Origin of the sequence: Xanthomonas arboricola pv. juglandis, assembly GCF_001013475.1 — a bacterium.
GTDB classification, from domain to species: domain Bacteria; phylum Pseudomonadota; class Gammaproteobacteria; order Xanthomonadales; family Xanthomonadaceae; genus Xanthomonas; species Xanthomonas arboricola.
In genome coordinates, this window is sequence record NZ_JZEF01000001.1 from 1,259,499 (window position 1) to 1,278,848 (window position 19,350).

Annotated in this window: 18 protein-coding genes; 8 read left to right on the forward strand and 10 right to left on the reverse strand. The window is 60.3% G+C overall.

Features of this window, described 5'->3' with window-relative positions:
* Nucleotides 1-176 precede the first annotated feature (176 nt).
* The 3 genes from XARJCFBP2528_RS05230 to XARJCFBP2528_RS05240 all read right to left on the reverse strand — a co-directional run bounded on the left by XARJCFBP2528_RS05230 (nucleotide 177) and on the right by XARJCFBP2528_RS05240 (nucleotide 3,700).
* A complete protein-coding gene (locus XARJCFBP2528_RS05230; RefSeq protein WP_144422025.1) occupies nucleotides 177-1,454 on the reverse strand; it encodes an ApeA N-terminal domain 1-containing protein in 1,278 nt (425 codons plus the stop codon).
* A gap of 327 nt (nucleotides 1,455-1,781) precedes the next feature.
* Complete coding sequence (locus XARJCFBP2528_RS05235) at nucleotides 1,782-2,600, reverse strand: SDR family NAD(P)-dependent oxidoreductase (RefSeq protein WP_016903422.1); 819 nt, start codon at nucleotides 2,598-2,600, stop codon at nucleotides 1,782-1,784.
* Nucleotides 2,601-2,638: 38 nt separating this feature from the next.
* Nucleotides 2,639-3,700, reverse strand: coding sequence for an alkene reductase (locus XARJCFBP2528_RS05240; protein WP_026064551.1), 1,062 nt, complete (start codon nucleotides 3,698-3,700; stop codon nucleotides 2,639-2,641).
* A 117-nt stretch (nucleotides 3,701-3,817) separates the two neighbouring features.
* Here XARJCFBP2528_RS05240 and XARJCFBP2528_RS05245 point away from each other — a divergent pair, with 117 nt between their 5' ends.
* A complete protein-coding gene (locus XARJCFBP2528_RS05245; RefSeq protein WP_016903424.1) occupies nucleotides 3,818-4,717 on the forward strand; it encodes a LysR family transcriptional regulator in 900 nt (299 codons plus the stop codon).
* A gap of 13 nt (nucleotides 4,718-4,730) precedes the next feature.
* Here the strand turns inward: XARJCFBP2528_RS05245 and XARJCFBP2528_RS05250 are convergent, their stop codons facing one another.
* Nucleotides 4,731-5,657 (reverse strand): LysR substrate-binding domain-containing protein, encoded by a 927-nt coding sequence (locus tag XARJCFBP2528_RS05250; RefSeq protein ID WP_026064552.1) that lies wholly within the window; start codon nucleotides 5,655-5,657, stop codon nucleotides 4,731-4,733.
* 121 nt (nucleotides 5,658-5,778) lie between these two features.
* Between XARJCFBP2528_RS05250 and XARJCFBP2528_RS05255 the strand changes: the two genes are divergently transcribed.
* The 6 genes from XARJCFBP2528_RS05255 to XARJCFBP2528_RS05280 all read left to right on the forward strand — a co-directional run bounded on the left by XARJCFBP2528_RS05255 (nucleotide 5,779) and on the right by XARJCFBP2528_RS05280 (nucleotide 11,485).
* Nucleotides 5,779-6,636, forward strand: a complete 858-nt coding sequence (locus XARJCFBP2528_RS05255; RefSeq protein ID WP_016903426.1) for a pirin family protein — start codon at nucleotides 5,779-5,781, stop codon at nucleotides 6,634-6,636.
* Nucleotides 6,633-7,706, forward strand: a complete 1,074-nt coding sequence (locus tag XARJCFBP2528_RS05260; protein WP_053052088.1) for an HlyD family secretion protein — start codon at nucleotides 6,633-6,635, stop codon at nucleotides 7,704-7,706. Before XARJCFBP2528_RS05255 ends, XARJCFBP2528_RS05260 begins: the two co-directional genes overlap by 4 nt.
* On the forward strand, nucleotides 7,696-8,754 hold the full coding sequence (locus XARJCFBP2528_RS05265; protein ID WP_026064554.1) for a DUF2955 domain-containing protein: 1,059 nt from the start codon (nucleotides 7,696-7,698) through the stop codon (nucleotides 8,752-8,754). The genes XARJCFBP2528_RS05260 and XARJCFBP2528_RS05265 overlap by 11 nt, the downstream gene beginning before the upstream one ends.
* Before the next feature lie 142 nt (nucleotides 8,755-8,896).
* Nucleotides 8,897-9,649, forward strand: coding sequence for a pirin family protein (locus XARJCFBP2528_RS05270; protein ID WP_016903429.1), 753 nt, complete (start codon nucleotides 8,897-8,899; stop codon nucleotides 9,647-9,649).
* Nucleotides 9,650-9,670: 21 nt separating this feature from the next.
* Complete coding sequence (locus tag XARJCFBP2528_RS05275; protein ID WP_016903430.1) at nucleotides 9,671-10,276, forward strand: isochorismatase family protein; 606 nt, start codon at nucleotides 9,671-9,673, stop codon at nucleotides 10,274-10,276.
* A gap of 87 nt (nucleotides 10,277-10,363) precedes the next feature.
* A complete protein-coding gene (locus XARJCFBP2528_RS05280; RefSeq protein WP_016903431.1) occupies nucleotides 10,364-11,485 on the forward strand; it encodes an FAD-dependent monooxygenase in 1,122 nt (373 codons plus the stop codon).
* Between the two features lie 260 nt (nucleotides 11,486-11,745).
* On the opposite strand, the gene XARJCFBP2528_RS05285 is transcribed toward XARJCFBP2528_RS05280, so the two are convergent.
* Nucleotides 11,746-12,537, reverse strand: coding sequence for a single-stranded DNA-binding protein (locus tag XARJCFBP2528_RS05285; RefSeq protein WP_047124424.1), 792 nt, complete (start codon nucleotides 12,535-12,537; stop codon nucleotides 11,746-11,748).
* 357 nt (nucleotides 12,538-12,894) lie between these two features.
* Nucleotides 12,895-13,242: a helix-turn-helix domain-containing protein gene (locus XARJCFBP2528_RS05290; protein ID WP_016905014.1), complete on the reverse strand. Its 348-nt coding sequence runs from the start codon at nucleotides 13,240-13,242 to the stop codon at nucleotides 12,895-12,897.
* Between the two features lie 119 nt (nucleotides 13,243-13,361).
* Between XARJCFBP2528_RS05290 and XARJCFBP2528_RS05295 the strand changes: the two genes are divergently transcribed.
* Nucleotides 13,362-14,144, forward strand: a complete 783-nt coding sequence (locus tag XARJCFBP2528_RS05295) for a hypothetical protein (protein ID WP_230673844.1) — start codon at nucleotides 13,362-13,364, stop codon at nucleotides 14,142-14,144.
* Nucleotides 14,145-14,415: 271 nt separating this feature from the next.
* Here XARJCFBP2528_RS05295 and XARJCFBP2528_RS23240 read toward each other — a convergent pair whose 3' ends face one another.
* The 4 genes from XARJCFBP2528_RS23240 to XARJCFBP2528_RS05310 are packed head-to-tail and all read right to left on the reverse strand — an operon-like array spanning nucleotide 14,416 to nucleotide 19,275.
* Entirely contained in the window at nucleotides 14,416-15,762 is a 1,347-nt protein-coding gene (locus XARJCFBP2528_RS23240; RefSeq protein ID WP_144422023.1) for a hypothetical protein, read from the reverse strand.
* Nucleotides 15,752-16,672, reverse strand: a complete 921-nt coding sequence (locus XARJCFBP2528_RS05300) for an ATP-binding protein (protein ID WP_047124425.1) — start codon at nucleotides 16,670-16,672, stop codon at nucleotides 15,752-15,754. Before XARJCFBP2528_RS05300 ends, XARJCFBP2528_RS23240 begins: the two co-directional genes overlap by 11 nt.
* Nucleotides 16,662-18,647 (reverse strand): hypothetical protein, encoded by a 1,986-nt coding sequence (locus tag XARJCFBP2528_RS05305; protein WP_047124426.1) that lies wholly within the window; start codon nucleotides 18,645-18,647, stop codon nucleotides 16,662-16,664. Before XARJCFBP2528_RS05305 ends, XARJCFBP2528_RS05300 begins: the two co-directional genes overlap by 11 nt.
* Nucleotides 18,640-19,275 carry a hypothetical protein gene (locus XARJCFBP2528_RS05310; RefSeq protein WP_047124427.1) on the reverse strand — a complete coding sequence of 212 codons (636 nt, stop codon included), beginning with the start codon at nucleotides 19,273-19,275 and terminating at the stop codon, nucleotides 18,640-18,642. Before XARJCFBP2528_RS05310 ends, XARJCFBP2528_RS05305 begins: the two co-directional genes overlap by 8 nt.
* Nucleotides 19,276-19,350: the final 75 nt, after the last annotated feature.

Below are 19,350 nucleotides of genomic sequence, written 5' to 3' on the forward strand. Positions count from 1 at the left end.
AAGCGGTCGGCTTCCACCCAGCCGATGGATCCGATGCCGGCGCATCGGCACATGGTTGCTCATCCATGCGCCAATCCCGATATTTCTTGTTTATGCGCCAGGTCCGATAAGCTGACCTACCTATTGGACAGCATGAAGCAAATAGCTGCCGCCGGAACATCGCCCGGGACGGCGAATCATGGATCGGCCTTGTGGGTTGGATATTTGTTCAACGCGAGGGTTTCACTCATCCAATAGCTATTCGCCAAGCGAATCGCGTCCTCATCGCTCAGGCCGAGCAGCGTAAGAATCTCCAGATTCGACAAGGCCGCGACGAAATCGCCGTAGCGAAGCAGGGTCCAGTCCTTGGCAGCCTTGTCCCTGAGATCGCCGGCCGCATGAGCGTAGTAATGCCGGCTGTCCTTGATCTGCTTGAGCACGTCATCCGACGGCGTGACCTTAAACGCGGTGGACCATCGTGTCCGGATGTCCTGCAGGCGTTCCAGCAGCGAGAACTTTTTCTTGGTCACGCGCGTGGTCCGCAGCTTGTGCAATTCCTCCAGCGCCGCGACATTCCAGAGAAAGTGCAGGATGACGTCCTTTCTGTCGCGATCGAAGGCCGCGAAATAGCGGTCGAACGCTTCGGGGGAGGCCTGGTGCACTTCGAACCAGCGCAATAGCAGCGTCGGGAAACGATCCTGTATATCGTCGAACCGCACCAGCCGGTCGTCCCACTCGAACTTCTTCGGCCTGACGGCGTGCAACGATGAGTGCCTGATCTCGATGTCCGGCATGCCTCGTTCGACATCCGCTTCATCAAAGACCATCAGGTGCGTGTGCGGAAGGTGCTGTTGGGACAGGAACTCCAGAAACCTGCGTAGCCGATACATCATCGCCCATAGCCGGTCGAAATGCAGCCGCCTGGACGAAACGATCCGAAAACCCATCGGACGGTCAACATGGAACTGCTCCGAGCCCCAATTGCCCATCGGCACCGTGGCAGAATAGAACCTTTCAAGAGTGAGTTCGTCCGACAAGGGATAACGCGTCGACTCGAAAGACTTGAAGCGGACGATCGCCCCAGACTGGTCCCCGATATCGGCGTCGAAGCACTGCTCATGAAACCATGCCGGGCTACCTAGCAATCGGAACTGCACGCCTCGAACACCTAGGTCCTCGCGTAGCGAACCCAGCGCAATACGTGTGGATTCGATCTTCGAGGACACCACAGTGCCGTCGCCTCTCTTACTGGCGGATGCGAAGCAATTGAACAACGTGGCCTTCTCGTGCCTACCCTGGAGCCTTGCGAAAACAATGGCATTGGCCAGCAAGCCGGTTGGAGTCAACGCGCCCTCTAGGCGCACCGTGGCACCAGCATCATTGAAGTCCAGCACACCGGAAACAGCAGTGTCTTCACCGTGGGTGGGTAGCCAGAAGCGGCCCAAGAGTGACTGTGGCGTATCTGTGTCCTTCAACTTAATCCTCTCCACCAGGTCGCCCGCAATGAGGTTTCAATCGTAAATGTACGCTCCCAGGGTAATTGGCTCATCCCACGGCGCATTCAGCAAGCCAACCGAGCTCGGGCGTCGGGCACAGGATGGCCGCTTTGGGTGCAGAACTGTCCTACCCTCGATAAATCTTCCTAATCCCCTGCCCGCCCAGCGTCTGCTTTCGGCCAGCAGCGGACACGGCCAGGAACCAAGATCGGCGCGCGGAAGCGGTTCGTCACCTGTGCTACGTCCGCGACGCGCCTGCACGGGCGAGCCATGAGCCGCCCGTACAGTGGCGAGCAAACGGGACGGCTAGGCTGCAGTGGCCTTAGTGGCAAGCCGAGCGGTCTCCTGGTCGTCTCGCCAACCGGCCGTAGCACCGCCATCCACGCTGAAGTTCTGTCCGGTGACCCAACTGGATTCATCGGATGCCAGATACAGAGCCATGTAGGCGACGTCTTCGCTGGTTCCCGCACGCTGGATAAGCGCGTGACGCAACTGCCAAGCCTTCGCTTCCGGATCCACTGCCTTGTCCGTCGCTGGCGTGCTGATGAACCCTGGTGCGATCGAGTTCGCCCGCACGCCGTGCGGCGCGCCCTCTGCAGCCAAGGCTCGCGTCATTGAAACAATGCCCCCCTTCGCGGTGGCATGGGCAACCTGCGCCAGCGGCTGAATGCCCAGCAAGGCCGAGTAGGAGGCGATGTTGATCAGCGAGCCGCCGCCCTCAATCAGTAGCGGCCACGCAGCACTGGTAGTGTGGAACACCAGATCGAGCTCCACGTTCATCACATGCCGCCACAACTTCAGATCCATCTGTGTAAATGGTGCAAAGCCGAAACCTGCGGCGTTGTTGTAGAGCACGTCGAGGCCGCCCATGCGCTCAGCACTCTCACGCACCCACTTTCCAGCGTCTTCAGGATTGGTCAGGTCCACAGTGTTGGCGAAAGCGGAATATCCCTCGTTGCGTAATGCCTCGGCTGTCGCCTCTGCGGCACCTGGACGGAAGTCGCAGCCGATGACAGTTGCTCCCTGCTGGGCAAACAGGCGCTGTGCCACGGCCCCCTGCCCGCCGCCCGTTCCAGTGATGAGAACACGTTTGCCTTCAAGGCGGCCTGGATTGTTGCTTTTCATGATTCACCTCGCATGACGCTGGATGGAAGAACAGCCTGTCAGGCCGTTTCGAGTGCCGGGTAGTCGACGAATCCGGCTGCGCCACCGGAGTAGAACGTGCTCTTGTCCGGCGCATTGAGTGGCGCGTCGGCGAGCAGGCGCGCCGGCAGATCCGGGTTCGCGATGAAGCTGCTTCCAAACACCGCAGCGTCTGCTCGACCCGCCTGCAACGCATTTTCCGCGCTCGCCTTTTCCAGCCCGCTGCCCAGCAGATACGCGCCGGCGAAGCGCGGGCGCAGCAGGGAATGGTAGTCAGTGTCGCTGCCGAACAGGGCTACATGCAGGTAGGCCAACTTGAGCGGCTTCAACAGGTCCACCAGGTAGGTATAGGTTTCAACCGGGTCAGCGTCGCTGATGTTGTTGAAGTTCATCTCGGGCGAGATCTTCAGACCTACCCGATCAGAGCCTGCTTCTTCGGCCATCGCCTGCAGCACTTCGAGCACGAATCGTGCGCGGTTGGCCAGACTTCCGCCGTACTCGTCGGTGCGATGATTGGTGGACGAGGACAGGAACTGTTCGGGCAGGTAGCCGCTGGCGCCGTGCAGCTCGACGCCATCGAATCCGGCTTCCAGCGCCCGCCGGGTGGCGAGGCGGTAGCTTTCAATGACTTCCTTGACCTCGGCAGTGCTCAGCTCGTGGGGTACTACGAAATCTTTCTGGCCTTCCTGGGTCCAGGTCTGGCCGCTAGCCCTGATGGCCGAAGGAGCGACAGGCTGTGCGCCGCCCGGGAGGAGCAGCGGGTGGGAGACGCGGCCGGTATGCATGATCTGCATGAAAATGCGCCCGCCACGTGCGTGCACGGCGAATGTCACGCGCTTCCACGCGGCGACCTGCGCATCGGTTGCGATCCCGGGGGTGCGCACATAGCCCTTCCCCAGCGCGGAGGGAAATACGCCTTCACTGATGATCAGGCCCGCGCTGGCGCGCTGCTCGTAGTAGGTGGCCACCATGTCGTCGGGTATTCCGGCATCGTTAGCGCGAGAACGCGTCATGGGGGCCATGACGATGCGGTTGGAAAGGGTGTAACGACCCACTTGAACTTCGGTGAACAAGGCGCTCATGTGCAATTCCTGGCCGCGCTGCGGCTCGCATCTGGGGGAAGGCCTTCATCGTGGAGAATTCCGCCTACGGGATAAAGCTGGTAATCTGGAAAATATTGCTCCATAGGTGACGCAATCATGGAACTGTTGAACGACATGGCGCTGTTTGTCGAGGTCGTTAAGGTGATGAGCTTCCGCCGAGCAGCGGAGATCACCGGCATCCCCAACTCAACCATTTCGCGCAGGATCAGCAGCCTGGAGAAGGCGATTGGCCTGCGGCTGATGCACCGGACCACGCGCAAGCTGGAGCTGACTGAAGCCGGGCACCTGTATTACGAGCGTTGCAAGCACATCGTCGAAGAGGCAAGGCTTGCGCACGAGCAGCTTGGCAACATGCTTGCCCAGCCCGCGGGAGTCCTGCGCGTGTCGATGCCGGTAGACTTCGCAGCGATGTACCTGGCAGAGCACATTGCGGATTTTGCCCGCGCCTATCCCGGCATCAGCTTTGAGTTTGACTTGACTCCGCGCCGGGTCGATCTGTTCACCGAACCCTTCGACGTCGCCATTCGCATCGGGGAGTCGGAGAACTCAAGTCTCATAGCGCGCGCGATTGCCAGCTTCTCGGCAGAGCTCTACGCCGCACCTGGGTACTTGTCCGAAGCAGGAGAACCCAAGCATCCCGAGGATCTGACCGCACACCAGTGCTTCCACATGCAGCGCGATGGTGAGTGGACCCTTCAGAATGACAAGGAGAAGCGGAAGGTGCTGGTGGCAGGCCGTTTCATCGTCAACAGCATCGGCATGATGCGTCGCCTGGGTGGACTAGGGTTGGGGATCATCCTGATGCCACCCAAGGCGGTGGAGGAAGACGTGGCAGCTGGCAGGTTGCAGCGGGTCCTGCCGCACTGGAGAGGCGTTCCGCTCACGGCATATGCAATGACCGAAACCAGACTGCTACCAGCGAAAACCCAGCGATTCATCGAGTTCCTGCGTGACCGGCTTTCCACCACGACGCCCCACGCCTCAACAGGCATCTGAAGCAGCAGGTCGGCTAGACCTGCACGCTGCGTTGTTGAATGCTGGCCGGCAGGTGCAGTACCAGGTAGTCGATCAGGCTCCGCACCGACGGCAGCATGCCGCGCGGTGGCGGGTAAAGCAGGTGGATGACATGGGTGGTGGCCGACCAATCGGGCAGGACTACCTCCAACATGCCACTGAGCACCGCACCGGACACGATGGGTTCTGGCAGCAGGGCCACACCCAAGCCATGAATGGCAGCTTCCAGCTGCAGGCGCAGATCATCAGAGGACAGCCGCGGGCCGTGCATCACTGTCTCCTCGCCTTCAAGGCGGGAACTCAGCGTCCATCTTGCCTGGCCCTCGTAGGCGTCGCGAAGGCGACTGATCGTGTCCATCGCGGCGAGGTCGCCAGGCCGCCGTGGCCGACCCGTCTGATCAAGCAGCGCCGGGCTCGCGACCAGCACACGTCGTGCGCGCCCCAGCTCTCTTGCCACCAGCCCTGCCGTGTCATCCATGCGTACGTTGGCGCGCACCGCCAGATCGAAGCGTTCCCTGAGCAGGTCCGCCTCTGGGTCGCGCGTGTCCAGCTCCAGCTTTACTTTCGAATGAGACACCAGGTACCCGGGCAGGATCGGGGCCAGATAGCTCTGCGCCATCACCTGGGGGCAACTCAAGCGGACGGTGCCCGAGGGTTCGCGTTTGAGGTGGGCCACACTTTCGTAGGCACTCTTTGCGCCTTCCACCAGACGGCTGGCCTGGGTATACAAGCGCTCGCCCGCTTCGGTCAGGGCGATGCGGCGTGTGGTTCGCTGCAACAGGCGCACCCCCAGTGCATCTTCCAGCGCCGCAACCCGACGACTTAGTCGGGTCTTTTCGATGCCGGATGCTCTCGCAGCAGCAGAAAATCCGCCATGGCGAACTACCGAAGCAAAGTAAGCCAGATCATTCAGGTCATCCATCGCGCAGCCATTGGTGCAATTCCGCACCAGTCTTTGGTGGTTTTGACATCTTATCGCAACACTGTTGCAAATGTAGGGTAATCGGCTTCGGGGCACCTGTACCCTGTTTCTGGAAACACTCATGAGTCAGGTCATGTCTGGCGTGGTGGACGCCATCCACGTAGAGCACGGTGCGCACTTCTCCGCACGGCGGCTGGACCTGGAGGGTCTGCAAGGTTTGGCTGCACCGGTCATGGCCTTGGACCACTACCGGATGCGCGGTCCGACGTTTGCACCACACCCACACGCGGGCTTTTCCGCCGTCTCCTACGTACTGGAAAGCTCGGCGGGCGGCCTTCGCAACCGCGACTCACTTCAGCACGACGTGGTCATCGAGCCGGGTGCGGTCGTGTGGACGCAGTCAGGATCGGGAATTGTCCACGAGGAGTTCCCCGCAGCCATCGGTCGAGAGGTTCACGGCATCCAGATCTTCGTCAATCAATCGCGGCGGACGAAGGTACTGCCGCCGCGTGTAATGCACCTGAAAGCCTGCGACGTTCCGGTCATTATGGACAAGCAGTTCAACCGAACCCGCGTGCTGAGCGGGCGCCTGTCGGGGGCGATTGGTCGCCTCGACCCTGCGGAGCCCTTCGACCTGTTTGATGTACATGTGATGGGCAGCTGGATCTACCCGGTACCGGCACGCCGTCACGCGCTGGTCTACGCGTTGTCCGGGGAGGTGGAGGTCCAGGCCGGGGGCGAGGTTCGGAAGATTCGAGCCTTCCAAGCGACCGCTGCACGCTTCACCAAAGCGGGCCCATTACAGGTCGAGCCCAATGGCGCTGCGCAGATTCTGGTGCTGACCGGTACCGACCTAGCCGAACCGGTGGCTGTGCATGGGCCATTCATCATGAACGACCAGGAACAACTTATCGAGGCTTTGGATCGCTACACGCGCGGCGAGATGGGACGGCTGCTGCCGCTGGAGGGCATCGCATGAAAGCGCCCTTGTCTCCGGAGCAGCGGTTCCGCCGGTGGGTATACAGCTCGTTGACCCTGGGCCTGATGCTGTTCCTGTATTTCATTTTCGCTGACCTGCACATGCCGGTGAGCCCGGAGGCACGCCTTGGCCGCATGGTTGTCCAGGTAGCACCGGAGGTGAGCGGCCGTGTCGTTTCCATCAACGTCCGCAATAATCAGAAGGTAGCGCGCGGGGATGTCTTGTTTACCATCGACCCGACGGATTACGCGCAGGCGGTGGCGGACGCGCAGCTTCAGCTCGAGGCATCCGAACGCGATAACCGTGCCATCGATGCAGACATTGCCGGCGCGAAGGCACAGCTCCTGTCCTCTCGTACGCAAGCCGCGGAAACCTCGCGCCAGGCGGCGCGCTACAAGGCGCTTGCGGCTGACCAGTTCGTTTCGCGGCAGGCGGCCGATGAGCTGGCATCGGCCAGTGCGGTCGCCGCCGCCCAGGTACAGATTGCCTCACGCGAACTGCAACGCCTTACCGTTGAGCGTGGGTCGTTGAAGGGCGACAACCTGAGTGCACGCCAAGCGTTGATTCGACTGGAGTCAGCCCATACCGGACTCGGTCGAACCACCATCCGCGCGGCAAGCGAAGGCACCGTCAGCAACATGCAGCTGGAGCAAGGGGCATACGCGGCAGCCGGGGTGCCCCGACTTGCACTGGTGACACCTGTGCCAACGCTCTACGGCGATTTCCGCGAGAAGTCGCTGCGCCACGTGGTGGCCGGGGACCGTGCTGCCGTGGTGTTTGACGCCCGCCCAGGCGAAGTATTCCGTGCGGAGGTCATTAGCATCGATGCTGGTGTTCGCAATGGCCAGCAAGCCGCCGACGGTCAGCTGGCCGTCACCGAACAGACGGACCGCTGGGTGCGCCAAGCCGAGCGCGCAAGGGTCAACCTGCGGCTGCTGGATGCGCCTGATGCATCGCTGATTGCCGGTGCACGCGCCACCATCCAACTGTACCCACACCACAGCGGTATTGCCGACGCACTGGCTGGTGCACAGATCCGCTTGATCAGCTGGTTGCACTATGTCTACTGATGCCAAAGCACCCTCGCTGCGGCACACATTGACCGAGAATGGCTGGTCACAAGTCAAGCGCCTGGTCTTCGGGGGTACGCTGGCGTTTGCCGTGTCCAAGGCCTTCGGCTGGAACTACGGGTTGTTCTATGCCATCTACCCGCTGCTGCTGATGGGACTTGTACCGCTTTTCAATGCCCACATCGCGCGGCAGTTCCTGTACAGCGCGGCAGTCAACATCACCGCAACCACTCTGATCGCGGCCGTCTTCATTCGTTCTCCCTTTGTGATGACGCTGCTGGTTCTGCTGTTCTCGATGATGTGCTTCTGGCTGCTGGCAACAGGAAGAGCCTTCCTCTTCGGCGCGATGTCGCTGGCATCCACCCACACGCTGGTGCACTTGGCCAGCTATCCTGAGACCGATGTCCTGAATCTCTTCGGCAATCATGCGTGGGCCACTGCAATGGCCGTAGCCGTGGCAGCAGTGTCCTATGCACTGTTCCCCGACAGATCGCCGCGACAGCCACCGCCTCGTGTGAAGAAGACTGCCAGCACGATCCGCCATCAGATTCTCCTGGGCAGCATCGGTGCAACGCTCTCCTTCATCGTCTTCCAGGTCGCGGATCTACGCGACTCATTGTCCGCACAGGTTGCCACCCTGCTGATTCTGTTTCCGATGACCTGGAGTGGTTCGAAGATGGCCAGCCTGCAGCGCATGACAGGTACCGTCGTCGGCTCGGTGCTTGCCCTCCTTATCCAGTTGCTGCTTTACACCCACTATGACCGACTTCTGTTGGTGATTCCCTTCTACGCCTTCGGGCTGCTCCTGTTCGCGGCCGAGCACGCGCGTGAGGCGTCAGGTCCCGCACGGGGCTTCGGCGCACTGACAGGGCTGGCAGCCCTGTTTGGCCTCGCCACTCCGTCCACGGACCTGTTTACCAACTCTCTCTACCGGATCAGCTCCGTTGCGCTCTCTGTGGCCGCCACCTTGTTCTTCCTTTACGCGACGCACCTTGTACTGAACCGCTTCGCAGCCACGCGGCTGGAAACGGCGGTGCAGTCCCGCTGAAATCGCCAGGAGACGCCCGCAGGGCATAGGGCGACACGCCACATGATTGCCCCACAGATGCAGCAATCATATCCAAACGGCCATCTTTATCCCGTCCGCGCAGAGGAGCAAGATTCTCCCATCGCAACGACGGAGCACCTCGATGGCTCACCCCTCCCACCTCGATTTTTCCCTTGCCCCTCTGCACCGTGCCGGGAACGGCGGCCATTTCCGCGCCGACGGGCTGCGCGGCCAGACAGTGTCGCTCTCCCCGTTCCTGGGGGTGGACCACTACCGGATGAGCGGGCCGACCTTCCCCCCCCACTCCCACTCTGCCATGTCAGCAGTCTCCTACCTGCTTCAGGATTCGGAGACGGGTATGTCCAACCGCGATTCGATCGGTACCGAGAATCTGATTCGCCCAGGCGGACTGCATTGGACAACTGCCGGTAGTGGGGTGGTGCATGAAGAAGTTCCAGCGGAACCGGGCAAGTCAGTCCATGGGTTGCAGATCTTCGTGGCCCTGCCCGCATCCAAGCGTCACATCGCGCCCTTCCCGCTGACCATTGAACCCGATGCGGTGCCAGTGATCCATCATCCAGGGGTGCAGATCCGGGTACCAGTGGGCCGCTACGGAAGCCAACAGTCACCGTTGATTCCACCGACCGATGTGACGCTGCTGGACATCAGCCTGGAATCAGGTGCCAGCGTTGAAATTCCCTTGGCGGCTGGTGTCGCCCTGTTCGCGATGCCCATCCATGGCGCCGTCAGTATCCAAGGCCACAGGTTTACCCCGGATGATCTCAGCGTTCCGGTCTTTGCCGAGCACGACGCACCGCGCTCGCTTGTTCTCTCCGCGCAAGAGGGCGCTGCCCAGGTCGTGCTGTTCAGCGGCCAACCCTTCCCACTGCATTAATCCACCCCGAGGAGCACCACCATGAAACAGCAACGCTTCACTGCCGAAAACACCGCCCTGCTGCTGATCGACCACCAAGTGGGCACCATGCAGCTGATCAAGAACATCGACACCACGTTGGCCGCCAAGCAGTCGATTGCGCTGGCCAAAATGGCGAAGATTCTCAACCTGCCCACCATCATCACCTCAAGCCAGGAAGACAACGCGCAGGGCCCGATCCTTCCGGAGATTGCCGAGATCCTTCCTGAAGCGCACCAAGCCCGCGTAAAGCGTCCCGGCGTAGTCAATGCCTGGGCGTACCCGGAGTTCCGCGATGCCGTGATAGCGACCGGCCGCAAGAACCTCATCATGGCAGGTGTCACCACGGACGTGTGCCTGATCTTCCCGTCCATTGATGCCGCGCTGGAAGGATTTGCAGTTCAGGCTGTGATGGACGCGTCTGGCTCGCCGAGTGACCTGTCCGAGGAGCTTTCCCGCCAGCGCATGCACGACGCAGGCGTCGTGCTCACCACCACAAACACCCTGATGGCCGAGATTGCCCAGGACTGGTCCACGCCCAATGGCCAGCAGTTGATCGGCCTGCTGTTCAGCGATGTATTCCCGGCGATGGGCGCAGGCATTGCCTGAACCAGGTTGGCAACACGGTCGGGGCGCATTGCCCCCGGCCGGCCCTCCTCACCATCAGCATTATCGTTCGAGGCACATTTGAAGCGCATGCAAAGCGAGCAGTCTGAGGTTCTGGTCATCGGCGGTTCGTTGGCAGGCTTGACCTTCGCCTTGGCATGCAGCACGCGGGGCATACCGGTACGCATCATCGAGCGGACCACAGGACACGTGCAGGGAGGCGACAGCCTGAGCGTGGACCTCAACGCACTGAAGGCAGTCACCGGCTTCGATCCGCGCAGCGCGCCCGTGTTGCCAGTGGTGCCGGCCTACCGCGAACTCACCACCTGGAATGCACTTTACCGCTGGCTCCATGATCGAGCTTCAAGTACCTCAGGTATCAGCATTGAAGAAGGAATGGGTGTGTCGGCGGTGAACGACGAACATAGTCAACCGTTCATAGTGCTGGAGGACGGAAGCACCCGTACCGGCCGTGCAGTCATTGGAGCGGATGGCTACCGTAGCCTGATACGCAGGTCGATCTCTCCGGAGGCGCCGTACGCGCAGTATGCAGGCTATCTGGTATGGCGCGGCCTTGTAGATGAGCGACTGCTTTCAAAACCGGTTGCGTGGCCCTCCGACGGTGGACTTTGGATTGATTTCGTTGCGGGCTATCGACTGGTCGCTGCAGTCCTACCGGGACGCGATGGGTCACTTGAACCAGGCACCAGGCAGATAACATTCGCGTGGTTCGATGCGCACCAAGAGACGCTACTGCGCAGCACTGGTTCCCTGACCGAATCGGGAGGCATCGTGGGAACCTTGGCGCGGGGAACGATCGACGCCTCCGTCCGCGAGAAACTTCTCACCGCCATTCCATCGGTATGGCCGGAAATCTGGGCAGAGGCTGTCGAGGCAGGTATCGCGGGCGACAAAATTCTGAGTGGAGCGCCCATCGCGGAGTACCTGCCACAACGCCTGGCTCGAGGGAGAATTGCCATCATCGGAGACGCCGCACATACCGTCTCCCCGATGACAGGGCGAGGCTACCTGACTGGTGTGGAAGACGCTGGCGTCTTGGCGCAGGCGCTGGCTGACCATAGAGACGACGCACACGGCATATCCAAGGCGTTGTCGATCTACGATTCAACGCGGCTTCCCTACGCGAGAGGACTTGTTTCTCACTCCCGTCGAATCAGCCGCGAATACGTTCAGTACGCTGCAAATAGCTGAGTTTGAGCCCCATGTCCGCTGACGGCCAGGAGCGGACCTCTACCCAACCCCTGATAACGATCCCTTATCTCCCGATTTCGCAGTGCCTGTTCTCTGCATGCCTTGCAGCACACTTAGCCGAAACTTCAGGGGATCATAGCTGACAAGGAACGTCATTCACATAGGCGACGACACGCATGCAACATGCCGCTGAACCGGGACACCGATCGCCCGTTCCGCGCGCTCACGGGTTGCTCCCCTGGCTTGCCCAGGAAGAGCGATTAGTAGCCAGGGCTCCCCTTCCAGTTGCGCACTCGCACTCTGAAGCCCGGACCCGTCTCCCTCTCTTCACACGGTTCGAACAGACCCCGCTGGGTTCCCTCGGGCTCGGAAGAATTCATCTGAATCTGGTCAAGATACATCTTGTAACGAAGGCGCAGGCGCCCCCACTCGTCGACCGTAATGGAACGGCTCGAGATTGTGTGCATTCCGCGCGAATAGGGTTGAACCTGCTCCCCAACCGTCTCGTCTGGGATCTGAATCCGCACGCGGTCGCGGGACCCGGGCTTTACTAAGAACGCCCACTGCTCCCGGATGGTGAACGGTCGCCCGGCTTTCGTGATCAGCATGCGCTCGGTAACGGTCAGGTCCTCAACTTCGATCAGCGCTCTATCAGCACGCTGGGAGACGTAGGGCGCGTGCGATAGATGAATCCAGTGCCTGTTCTGTGAATTTTCCAGCACCTCGCGCCGAAATGTTGAGGGGTCGGCTACGGCTTCGTCATCGAGATCTGATAGATCGATTTCGATCGCGTCGATACCGTTAGCGGCCAACAGACTACGCTTTGGCTCGTCCACAGCATGTCGAACGCGGACTTCAAAGCAGAGCACATTGAACTCAATCTCCGAGGCCATTCCATGCACGAGGACGTCGGGCCGGGCGGCCCCTTCGAGCAGCGGCACTTCCAGCCCAGCGGTCGCGATTCCCAACAGCTCCGGCTCGATAACAACATCCCCGCTAGCCCATCGCGGCAGCAGGACTGCATCTGCCGTGGCCAGCACGTCCTTTGCCATGCGGTGTACAGCCGTTTCATAACCACCAGGGCATGAGGACGCGCGCAAGTGCTGAAAGTGCCGGACGCGGCGTCGTCCGGGAAAATCCCGATTACGCGCAACAAGCGCTTGTCCACACTCCGGACACGTGCACTCGCAATCCAAGCCAGATGCGACATCGGACACGAAGACAAGTCGTCCGTCTTTCATCCCGAAAGGAACGGTGAGCTGGCGATGCGCGCGTGCGGACACTAGGAACCCTCAAACGATGAGCATGCTACTTGGTGGACCAAGCCACACTACTTGGCCGTGATCTCATGTCGTGCGACGCCAGAAGAACCAAGGCTCGCCTGGTCGTTCGGGGCACAACCTCTGTCTTCACCGCCCTTTGCGCGGTTCCCGCTTCGCCGGAGTCTTCTCAATGCTTTTGATGAGATCCTTCTTCTGACGAACGGATAGGTCGTTCCACTGCAGAAGCAGTTGGGCCAACAGCTCGTCTTCGGTGTAGAGAAACGCCGCGGGTATGCCAAGCACCTCAGCCAACTGTTTGGCTGTCTTGATCTGGGGTTCGTGCTTGCCGCGTTCGTACTGGTTGATACGTGGAGAGGCCACGGCGGGATCCAAGCCGGCAAGGATGCCGAGCTGCTTCTGAGATAGCCCGGCTCGTTCGCGCGCCTGTGCTAGCCGCAGCGCAAAAACCGGATGTTCTGCCGTCCGCCTGTTCACTTTCGCCCCCTCAAGGAGAGCTAAGGATGGCGGAAGTGACCGGCGCTTGGATACTAAGATATTCTTAGATGCCATAGCAACGGTCAGTAGGCAGCCCGCAGCCCTGGGTCGACCGCCTTGTGTCCTTCATCGAACAAATGAACAACTCAAAACCGCAGTCTTGGGATCCAGGGCGTCCCGATGCCCCAACCATTGGCGACGTCCACCACCTGGGCGGCCGTGGTGCCCTCTATCTACTAGCTCTGGTACAGGCGCACCATGCAGGGGTACGTGTGGCACCCACCTTGGAGGGCACGCAGAACGTACTTTCGGTACTGGATGCGTTGGGGGTCATCCGGTTCGATCATCAGGCCTTTCCGGAGAGCAATACGGTTACCGGGGACAAGCTTGCCTGGTCATACACGTGGGCACATGTCCCCTTCGCAGAACTGGATGCGCGACTCAAGGACTACCTACGAACTGCGGCTCAAGAGCCTCCCTATGCAGAGACTTGGTTGCGCGTTTGGCAGGAGCTCGTCCCACAGGAAGTGACCGCCTACCTTCAGCACCAATTGCGCATCCACCACTTCCCCGAAATCTTCCTGGGGGAGTTGGTTGGTCTTCTCATGCCATACGATTCGCGATACAGCTTAGGGCACTGGCGTTATGCGTGCTGGGCGGCCGTACGGAGCATGGCATCGATTTCTCTGCAGTACCCAGGCAACGTCGAGATCTTGAAATTCACGTTGAGTAGCGAGCTGCCACGTCGGCTAAAGCTCACGCAGGGTAGCCTCGAGGGAAAGCTCTGTTTTTCCCCATCCTATTCACTCCCGGATTGTGCGCTTACAGCGGTGTTTGCCGGCATAGCGACCGGCCTTGGTGACAGGTACTGGATTTCACCCCCGGCACTTGAGTTGATCTAGCCCCCCCACCGCACACCTGTGTGCCAATCTGCTACTACTGCCATCCAGCGTCTTGCTCGTCAACTGCACGGTCGAAGCCCCAAGAGCCTACATCTGCTGCGACGACATTGATTGAGCTTCATCAGGTAGACGCGCCGGACCCTCCTGTGATTTCACACGTATCCGTAGCCACAGATGGTCTGAAAGAGCTTTGCAAACCCGCTCCGAGTAAGTGCGCAGCCGTCTCCTCATCAGCGCCGGTAACACCCATGTATCACACCCGAAAGCGGGGTTAGTGCCTTGCAGAGACACCTATCTGATTCATGATCCAGCGCGCATCTGCGATCACATCGCTCTGGACATGACGCGATGATGGACGTCCCGAAGTGGACAACCTCTCCCTCAAGCTCATCACCTGATCACTGACATGACAGCAGTGAACGGCAGACCATTGAAAGGTGTGTGAGACAAAGGCTCTCGTCTCGGAGATGTGCTCCCTACGCGGGCTGGGTGATTGTGTCTCTAAGGGAAGATCCCAGAACGCGAGCATCATCTCATGGGCGGAGATCTTTCCCATACGCTGTGCCTGCACGTGTGCTAGCCAGCTCACAGACAAACACAAGCCCAGATGTGAACTTTCATATGCCAACAGATTGACATCGTCCGACCAAGACGCACTGTTGTTTTGCCCGCGCCGGGTGCGCAAGCACCACAGGGAGAATCCAATGCTGCAGGGGCACGTAGGCTGATGTTTGCCTGATCCATCAGCCATGCCTTGCATGCAAGTATGGCCAGATTTTCGCGCCAAGGTGCGTGCCTGCGCAGCAACGCGAGAAATGGCTTCTTCGTGATTACGGACGTGAGCCTTGGCTATCTGCCAAGGCGGGATAAAGCGTAAGTACTGGCTGAGCACCCGGCTTTGTGGGGAGGGCTCTGCTGCGCGCATCCTCTCCGCCGCATGAATGCGGACATCGTGGGGCGAAATACCCAACGCATGATGGGATCTGGATGACCATGGCAGGCCGGCAACCCAGACCCGCTCAGCTACCCGGCAGGTCCGGAGATCCTCGACCGAATACGCTTTAGGTGCGGCAGGCTGTAATTTGGCGCCGTCATCGACGCCATCCAGACGACATCCGCATCCGCCGCAACGCAGCGGCTCCCGATCAAAGAAGACACGATAGCCATTGTGCTGGCCACAATAGTTGCAGAACTGTTCAAGGCGAACTTGATGCTCAGGGCAGAACCAAAGTGAGCGATGCTGGTGGATCGCCTTGTGATGATTCCGCTTCATGCACTGGGGGCACCAAAAGACCGAAGCTCGATACCATTCCAAGGGCACTTCAGTGAGATCTTGCCGCGCCTTGGCGATCACGCGACGAAGTAGCGGATGCGTAATTTCGTCGCTCGCCACCTTCAGTTGCGCTACCCAATTCATGAATTCGAACAGGTGGGCGGTAGAAGGCGGACGACACGGCTGTAACGTGCATAAGGGCCGCTCGATTAGTTTGGCAATATCGTATGCGCGGCACAGGTTGAATCGGCCGATCGCCGCGTATGCCCCTAAAAGGGAGTTGTTCTCCCAATGCTCTGGAAGATGAGCGACAAAACCCATCGGCGCCGAGGCCTCAGATGACATCAATCTGCTGAAGCAGTTCCGACGTGATCTTCAGCTCCGCACTGTCTGCACCACGAAGGTGAATGAAGAACGATGCCAAGAACCCTGCCACACTGGACATGGCCACGACGGTCCCCACGCCAGGCAAGCGTTGCTGTTTTAGTTCGCGCCAGAACAGCGCACTACTGCTGGCAAGCCGCCCCCCTCCCTCATAGAACCTGGGCAGTAGCAGTTGCAGGTAACTCATGCCCGAACCCACAGGAAACTCAGAACCGGCGTCAATCGCCGCCAGCAGCGGTTCCAGTTCCGCGGCGTTCTGAATCCCCCTGAATTCGTTCAATGTGGACATGAAGCGCTTTTCCAGATCCGAGCGTGCGGCCTTCAACTGTTGCCGTTTCTCTTTGAGCTCGACCTGCCCGAACAAAACGACCGTGACCTTCACGCGGTCTCGCACCAGGCGATTGATGACCGACTTGAGCCAGGCAAACTCGTCACAGCTCAGCTCCTGGGCTTCATCGAAGATCAGAAAAAGGTGCCGGGCTTCCCCTGAGAGGGCCAGCAGAGCACGATGCACTTGGGTACGCTTGCCGGCCAAGTCTCTGGCGATCTTGGGCGCATAGTCGATCTGGTTGAGGATTTCCGAAAGTAAGCGCCCTTCGGCCGGATTGGTGTCTTCGACCACCTCAAAGATCAGCACGCCGCAACCAGGCTTTTTTCGCTTCATTTCCACCAACAACAACTCGGCACATGAACTCTTACCCGACAGCGGCTGGGCGAAGAAGGCAATGGAACCCCTGCCCTTACGGCCAAGCGCCCAAACACGACCCAGGACGTCCTTGGCAGCAAGCGTAGGCAGCACCGCTCGCTCGATGATCACCGGGTGCTCATCCCATACCTGATCACGCAAACGCAGTATTTCCTCAATAGTCATGACGGTCTCCGTTGAAGGCACCTATGTCATCCCACTGCATGTAGTGGGAACTTTTTGATTCGCTGGCCCGATCTAGCAGGTCCGTCACCGCGACCTCAGCCTGCTTCACCTGAGTGGAATTGGTGGGGGCGTCACCGGGCACATCGCGACGGGCGTTGTGATCGCCCACATGTCGCATGGCCGCCTTGGCCGGCTTGGATTTACTCTTGGCCCTGACATATTCGTCCGCCACCTTTTTCAAGAACGCGGCCACGACATCCTCGTTCCTGTCGTTCTCGATGTAGCCTTCGCGCAGGAGTTGATTGATTTGGCGCCGCAGATCGATCGAGTGATCGCTCCAGCGCCAGCGGCCACCGGCCTGGCAGGTGCCCAAGGGGCGCTGACGGCAGAACGCCTCAATGAATCGAATATTGGTCCGCGCGACATGCAGTTGTAGGTCGACCTGCTCATCCAACAGCGCCCAATCCTTCGCCATGGCCGGGTTCGTGTAGTCGACCTCCAGAAAAGAAAAGTAAGGGCGACGACCAGTGGCTTTGTTGCCCCGAATTGGCACGGTGATGATCGACTTGGACAGATCTGCCTCGCCTTCCCGGAGCGGAGGTAGAAATGGAAACTGGTACTGATCGCGTTCGGGCCCGCAAATGAGCGCGTGCATGCGCTGGGCCGGGCTGGCCGCCAAGTTGGCTTTGCCCATTTTCTCGTTGAAGTTGCGCAACAGATTCGATACCAGGGTCACAATCTCGCGCTCTGACAGGATGCACGCGCGGGCAGCCTCTTCCGCCTTCTGTCGCCTAGGATCTTGTGGTCCAGCACCGGTGGTTTGAGGAAGCCGTTTAAAGCCTGCGCGTTCCAGTTCGTTGAAAACGCGCTCCACTAACTGGCGCCTGGCTGGAGTCTTTATTGGGCCAAAGTTCACCGCGCATCCGCTCAGCGACATCACACGTGAGACCAGTTCGTCAGCTAGATGGATGAGCGCATTGTCCAGCAACAGACAGTTGAATCCACACCAGCCGAAGCGGTCGTCCAGGTCGGCCAAAGGGCGCGTGGCCAGCTGACCGTCCTTGCGGTGGGCCCAGTCCGGTTCACCGAGTACGCCTGCGTGAAGCACGTCCATTGCATCGCCGACGTTGGCCGCCTCACGGAAGATCACCTTGAAGGCCATGATCCAGCCCTTGTGGCGATCAACCAACAGCAAGAGCGTCATTCGGCCTGCATCCAGAAACCGGAAACCCTCAGGCGTCTCGATCCTGACGGTGCCGATGCATCCCATGGCATGCTCGTCCATCTCGACGATGTCCATTGGCATACAGGCAACGAGGCGAGAGCCATGGCCATTGCCGGCTTTGGCTTTGGTCGCGGCCTTGTCCCCATACTGGGTAGCCACGATCGCGTCGTAGTGTTGGATCAGAAAGGCCTTGGTGAACCCCCGCACGGCCGTCGCCCCGCGCCGACGGGAGGTAAAAGGCCAGGACTGCATGTCGGGATCCTTGGCCTCGCATAGACGCAAGAATTCCATGTGGACGGACTTGTGTCGCACGCCCGCCTCGCCGCCGGGCTTTCGTTTGGCGTTGAGCAGCAAGTACGACTCCAATGCTGCGGCAATGTCGCTGTTCTGGCGTAGGAACTGCGCAAGTGCCCCCGCTAGCCCTTTGCTTTGATGCTTCGGCAAGGGCTTCCGTCGCTGCCGCGGCTGGATCTCCAAATAGGGCAGCAGCCCTACCCAGCCGATCGGCATGCCTCGCCCGTCAAGCGCGACACATTTGTCGTAGGCTCGATAGAACACCTCTCTCCAGATCGATTTGGCCTGCAACAGTTGCGTGATCCGTGAGCCGTGCACGTAGTCGGTAATGGCCTCCTTGAGCGAATAGAACCGCTTCGTCTCCGCCGCATCCAGGCCTTCCAGTGATGGCATGGCCCAGCTGGCGAGAACCAAACGCTCGGGAGGCGTCGTCTTCAGAGTCAGGCGGCTACCCATGACGATGTGTCCGCAGCACGGTACCGGGACCCCACAGGTGGGTATCTACATCGCTTTCAATTTCGCGCGAACGCAGCAGCGTGGCCACTGCGCCTGTGACCAGCGCGGTACTTTCGGTGGTTAGCTGCTGGCACAGATCCCGAACAGCTAAGTCGCCATGCTCTTCCAGCAGATGCCGGCAGCGAATGATCAGCGGGCCCAAGGAATGCGATCGGCACCGGTTGATCGTGGGAACGATCGCCCGCCAGCTCTGGACACGTACCTTGGCTGCGTTGAGCACCGCCAGGCTGACCAATCGCCGGCCCGCCACCGATGTCTTGTTGGCCTCAAGGGCCAGGTCGACGTCGAGCTCGGTACCCTCCAGCGTGGTGACGGTAGCGAAGTGCCGCCGCCCCGGGTGCGGGTGCGCTCGCCCGTGGCGCAGGGGGGAATAGTCGACGAACGCCACATCCGGTGAACCTTCTAGGTAGAAGAAGGCCTCCAATTCGATGTCCGAACTCAGCGTTAGCGGGAGCGCCTGCGTGTCCTGCGGGGGGCTGACAAACCACAGGTTGTGGCCGCTGGCCCCTCTGGCACGCACGGAGGCCAGGTACTGGTTGCGCTTCTTTTGCGCCGGGGTCTTACCCATTAGGTTGCCCGCGCAGACCAGCGGCGGAAGGCAAGCGGGTGCGACCTTGACCCGCGTGGCGGGAAGGGGTGTATA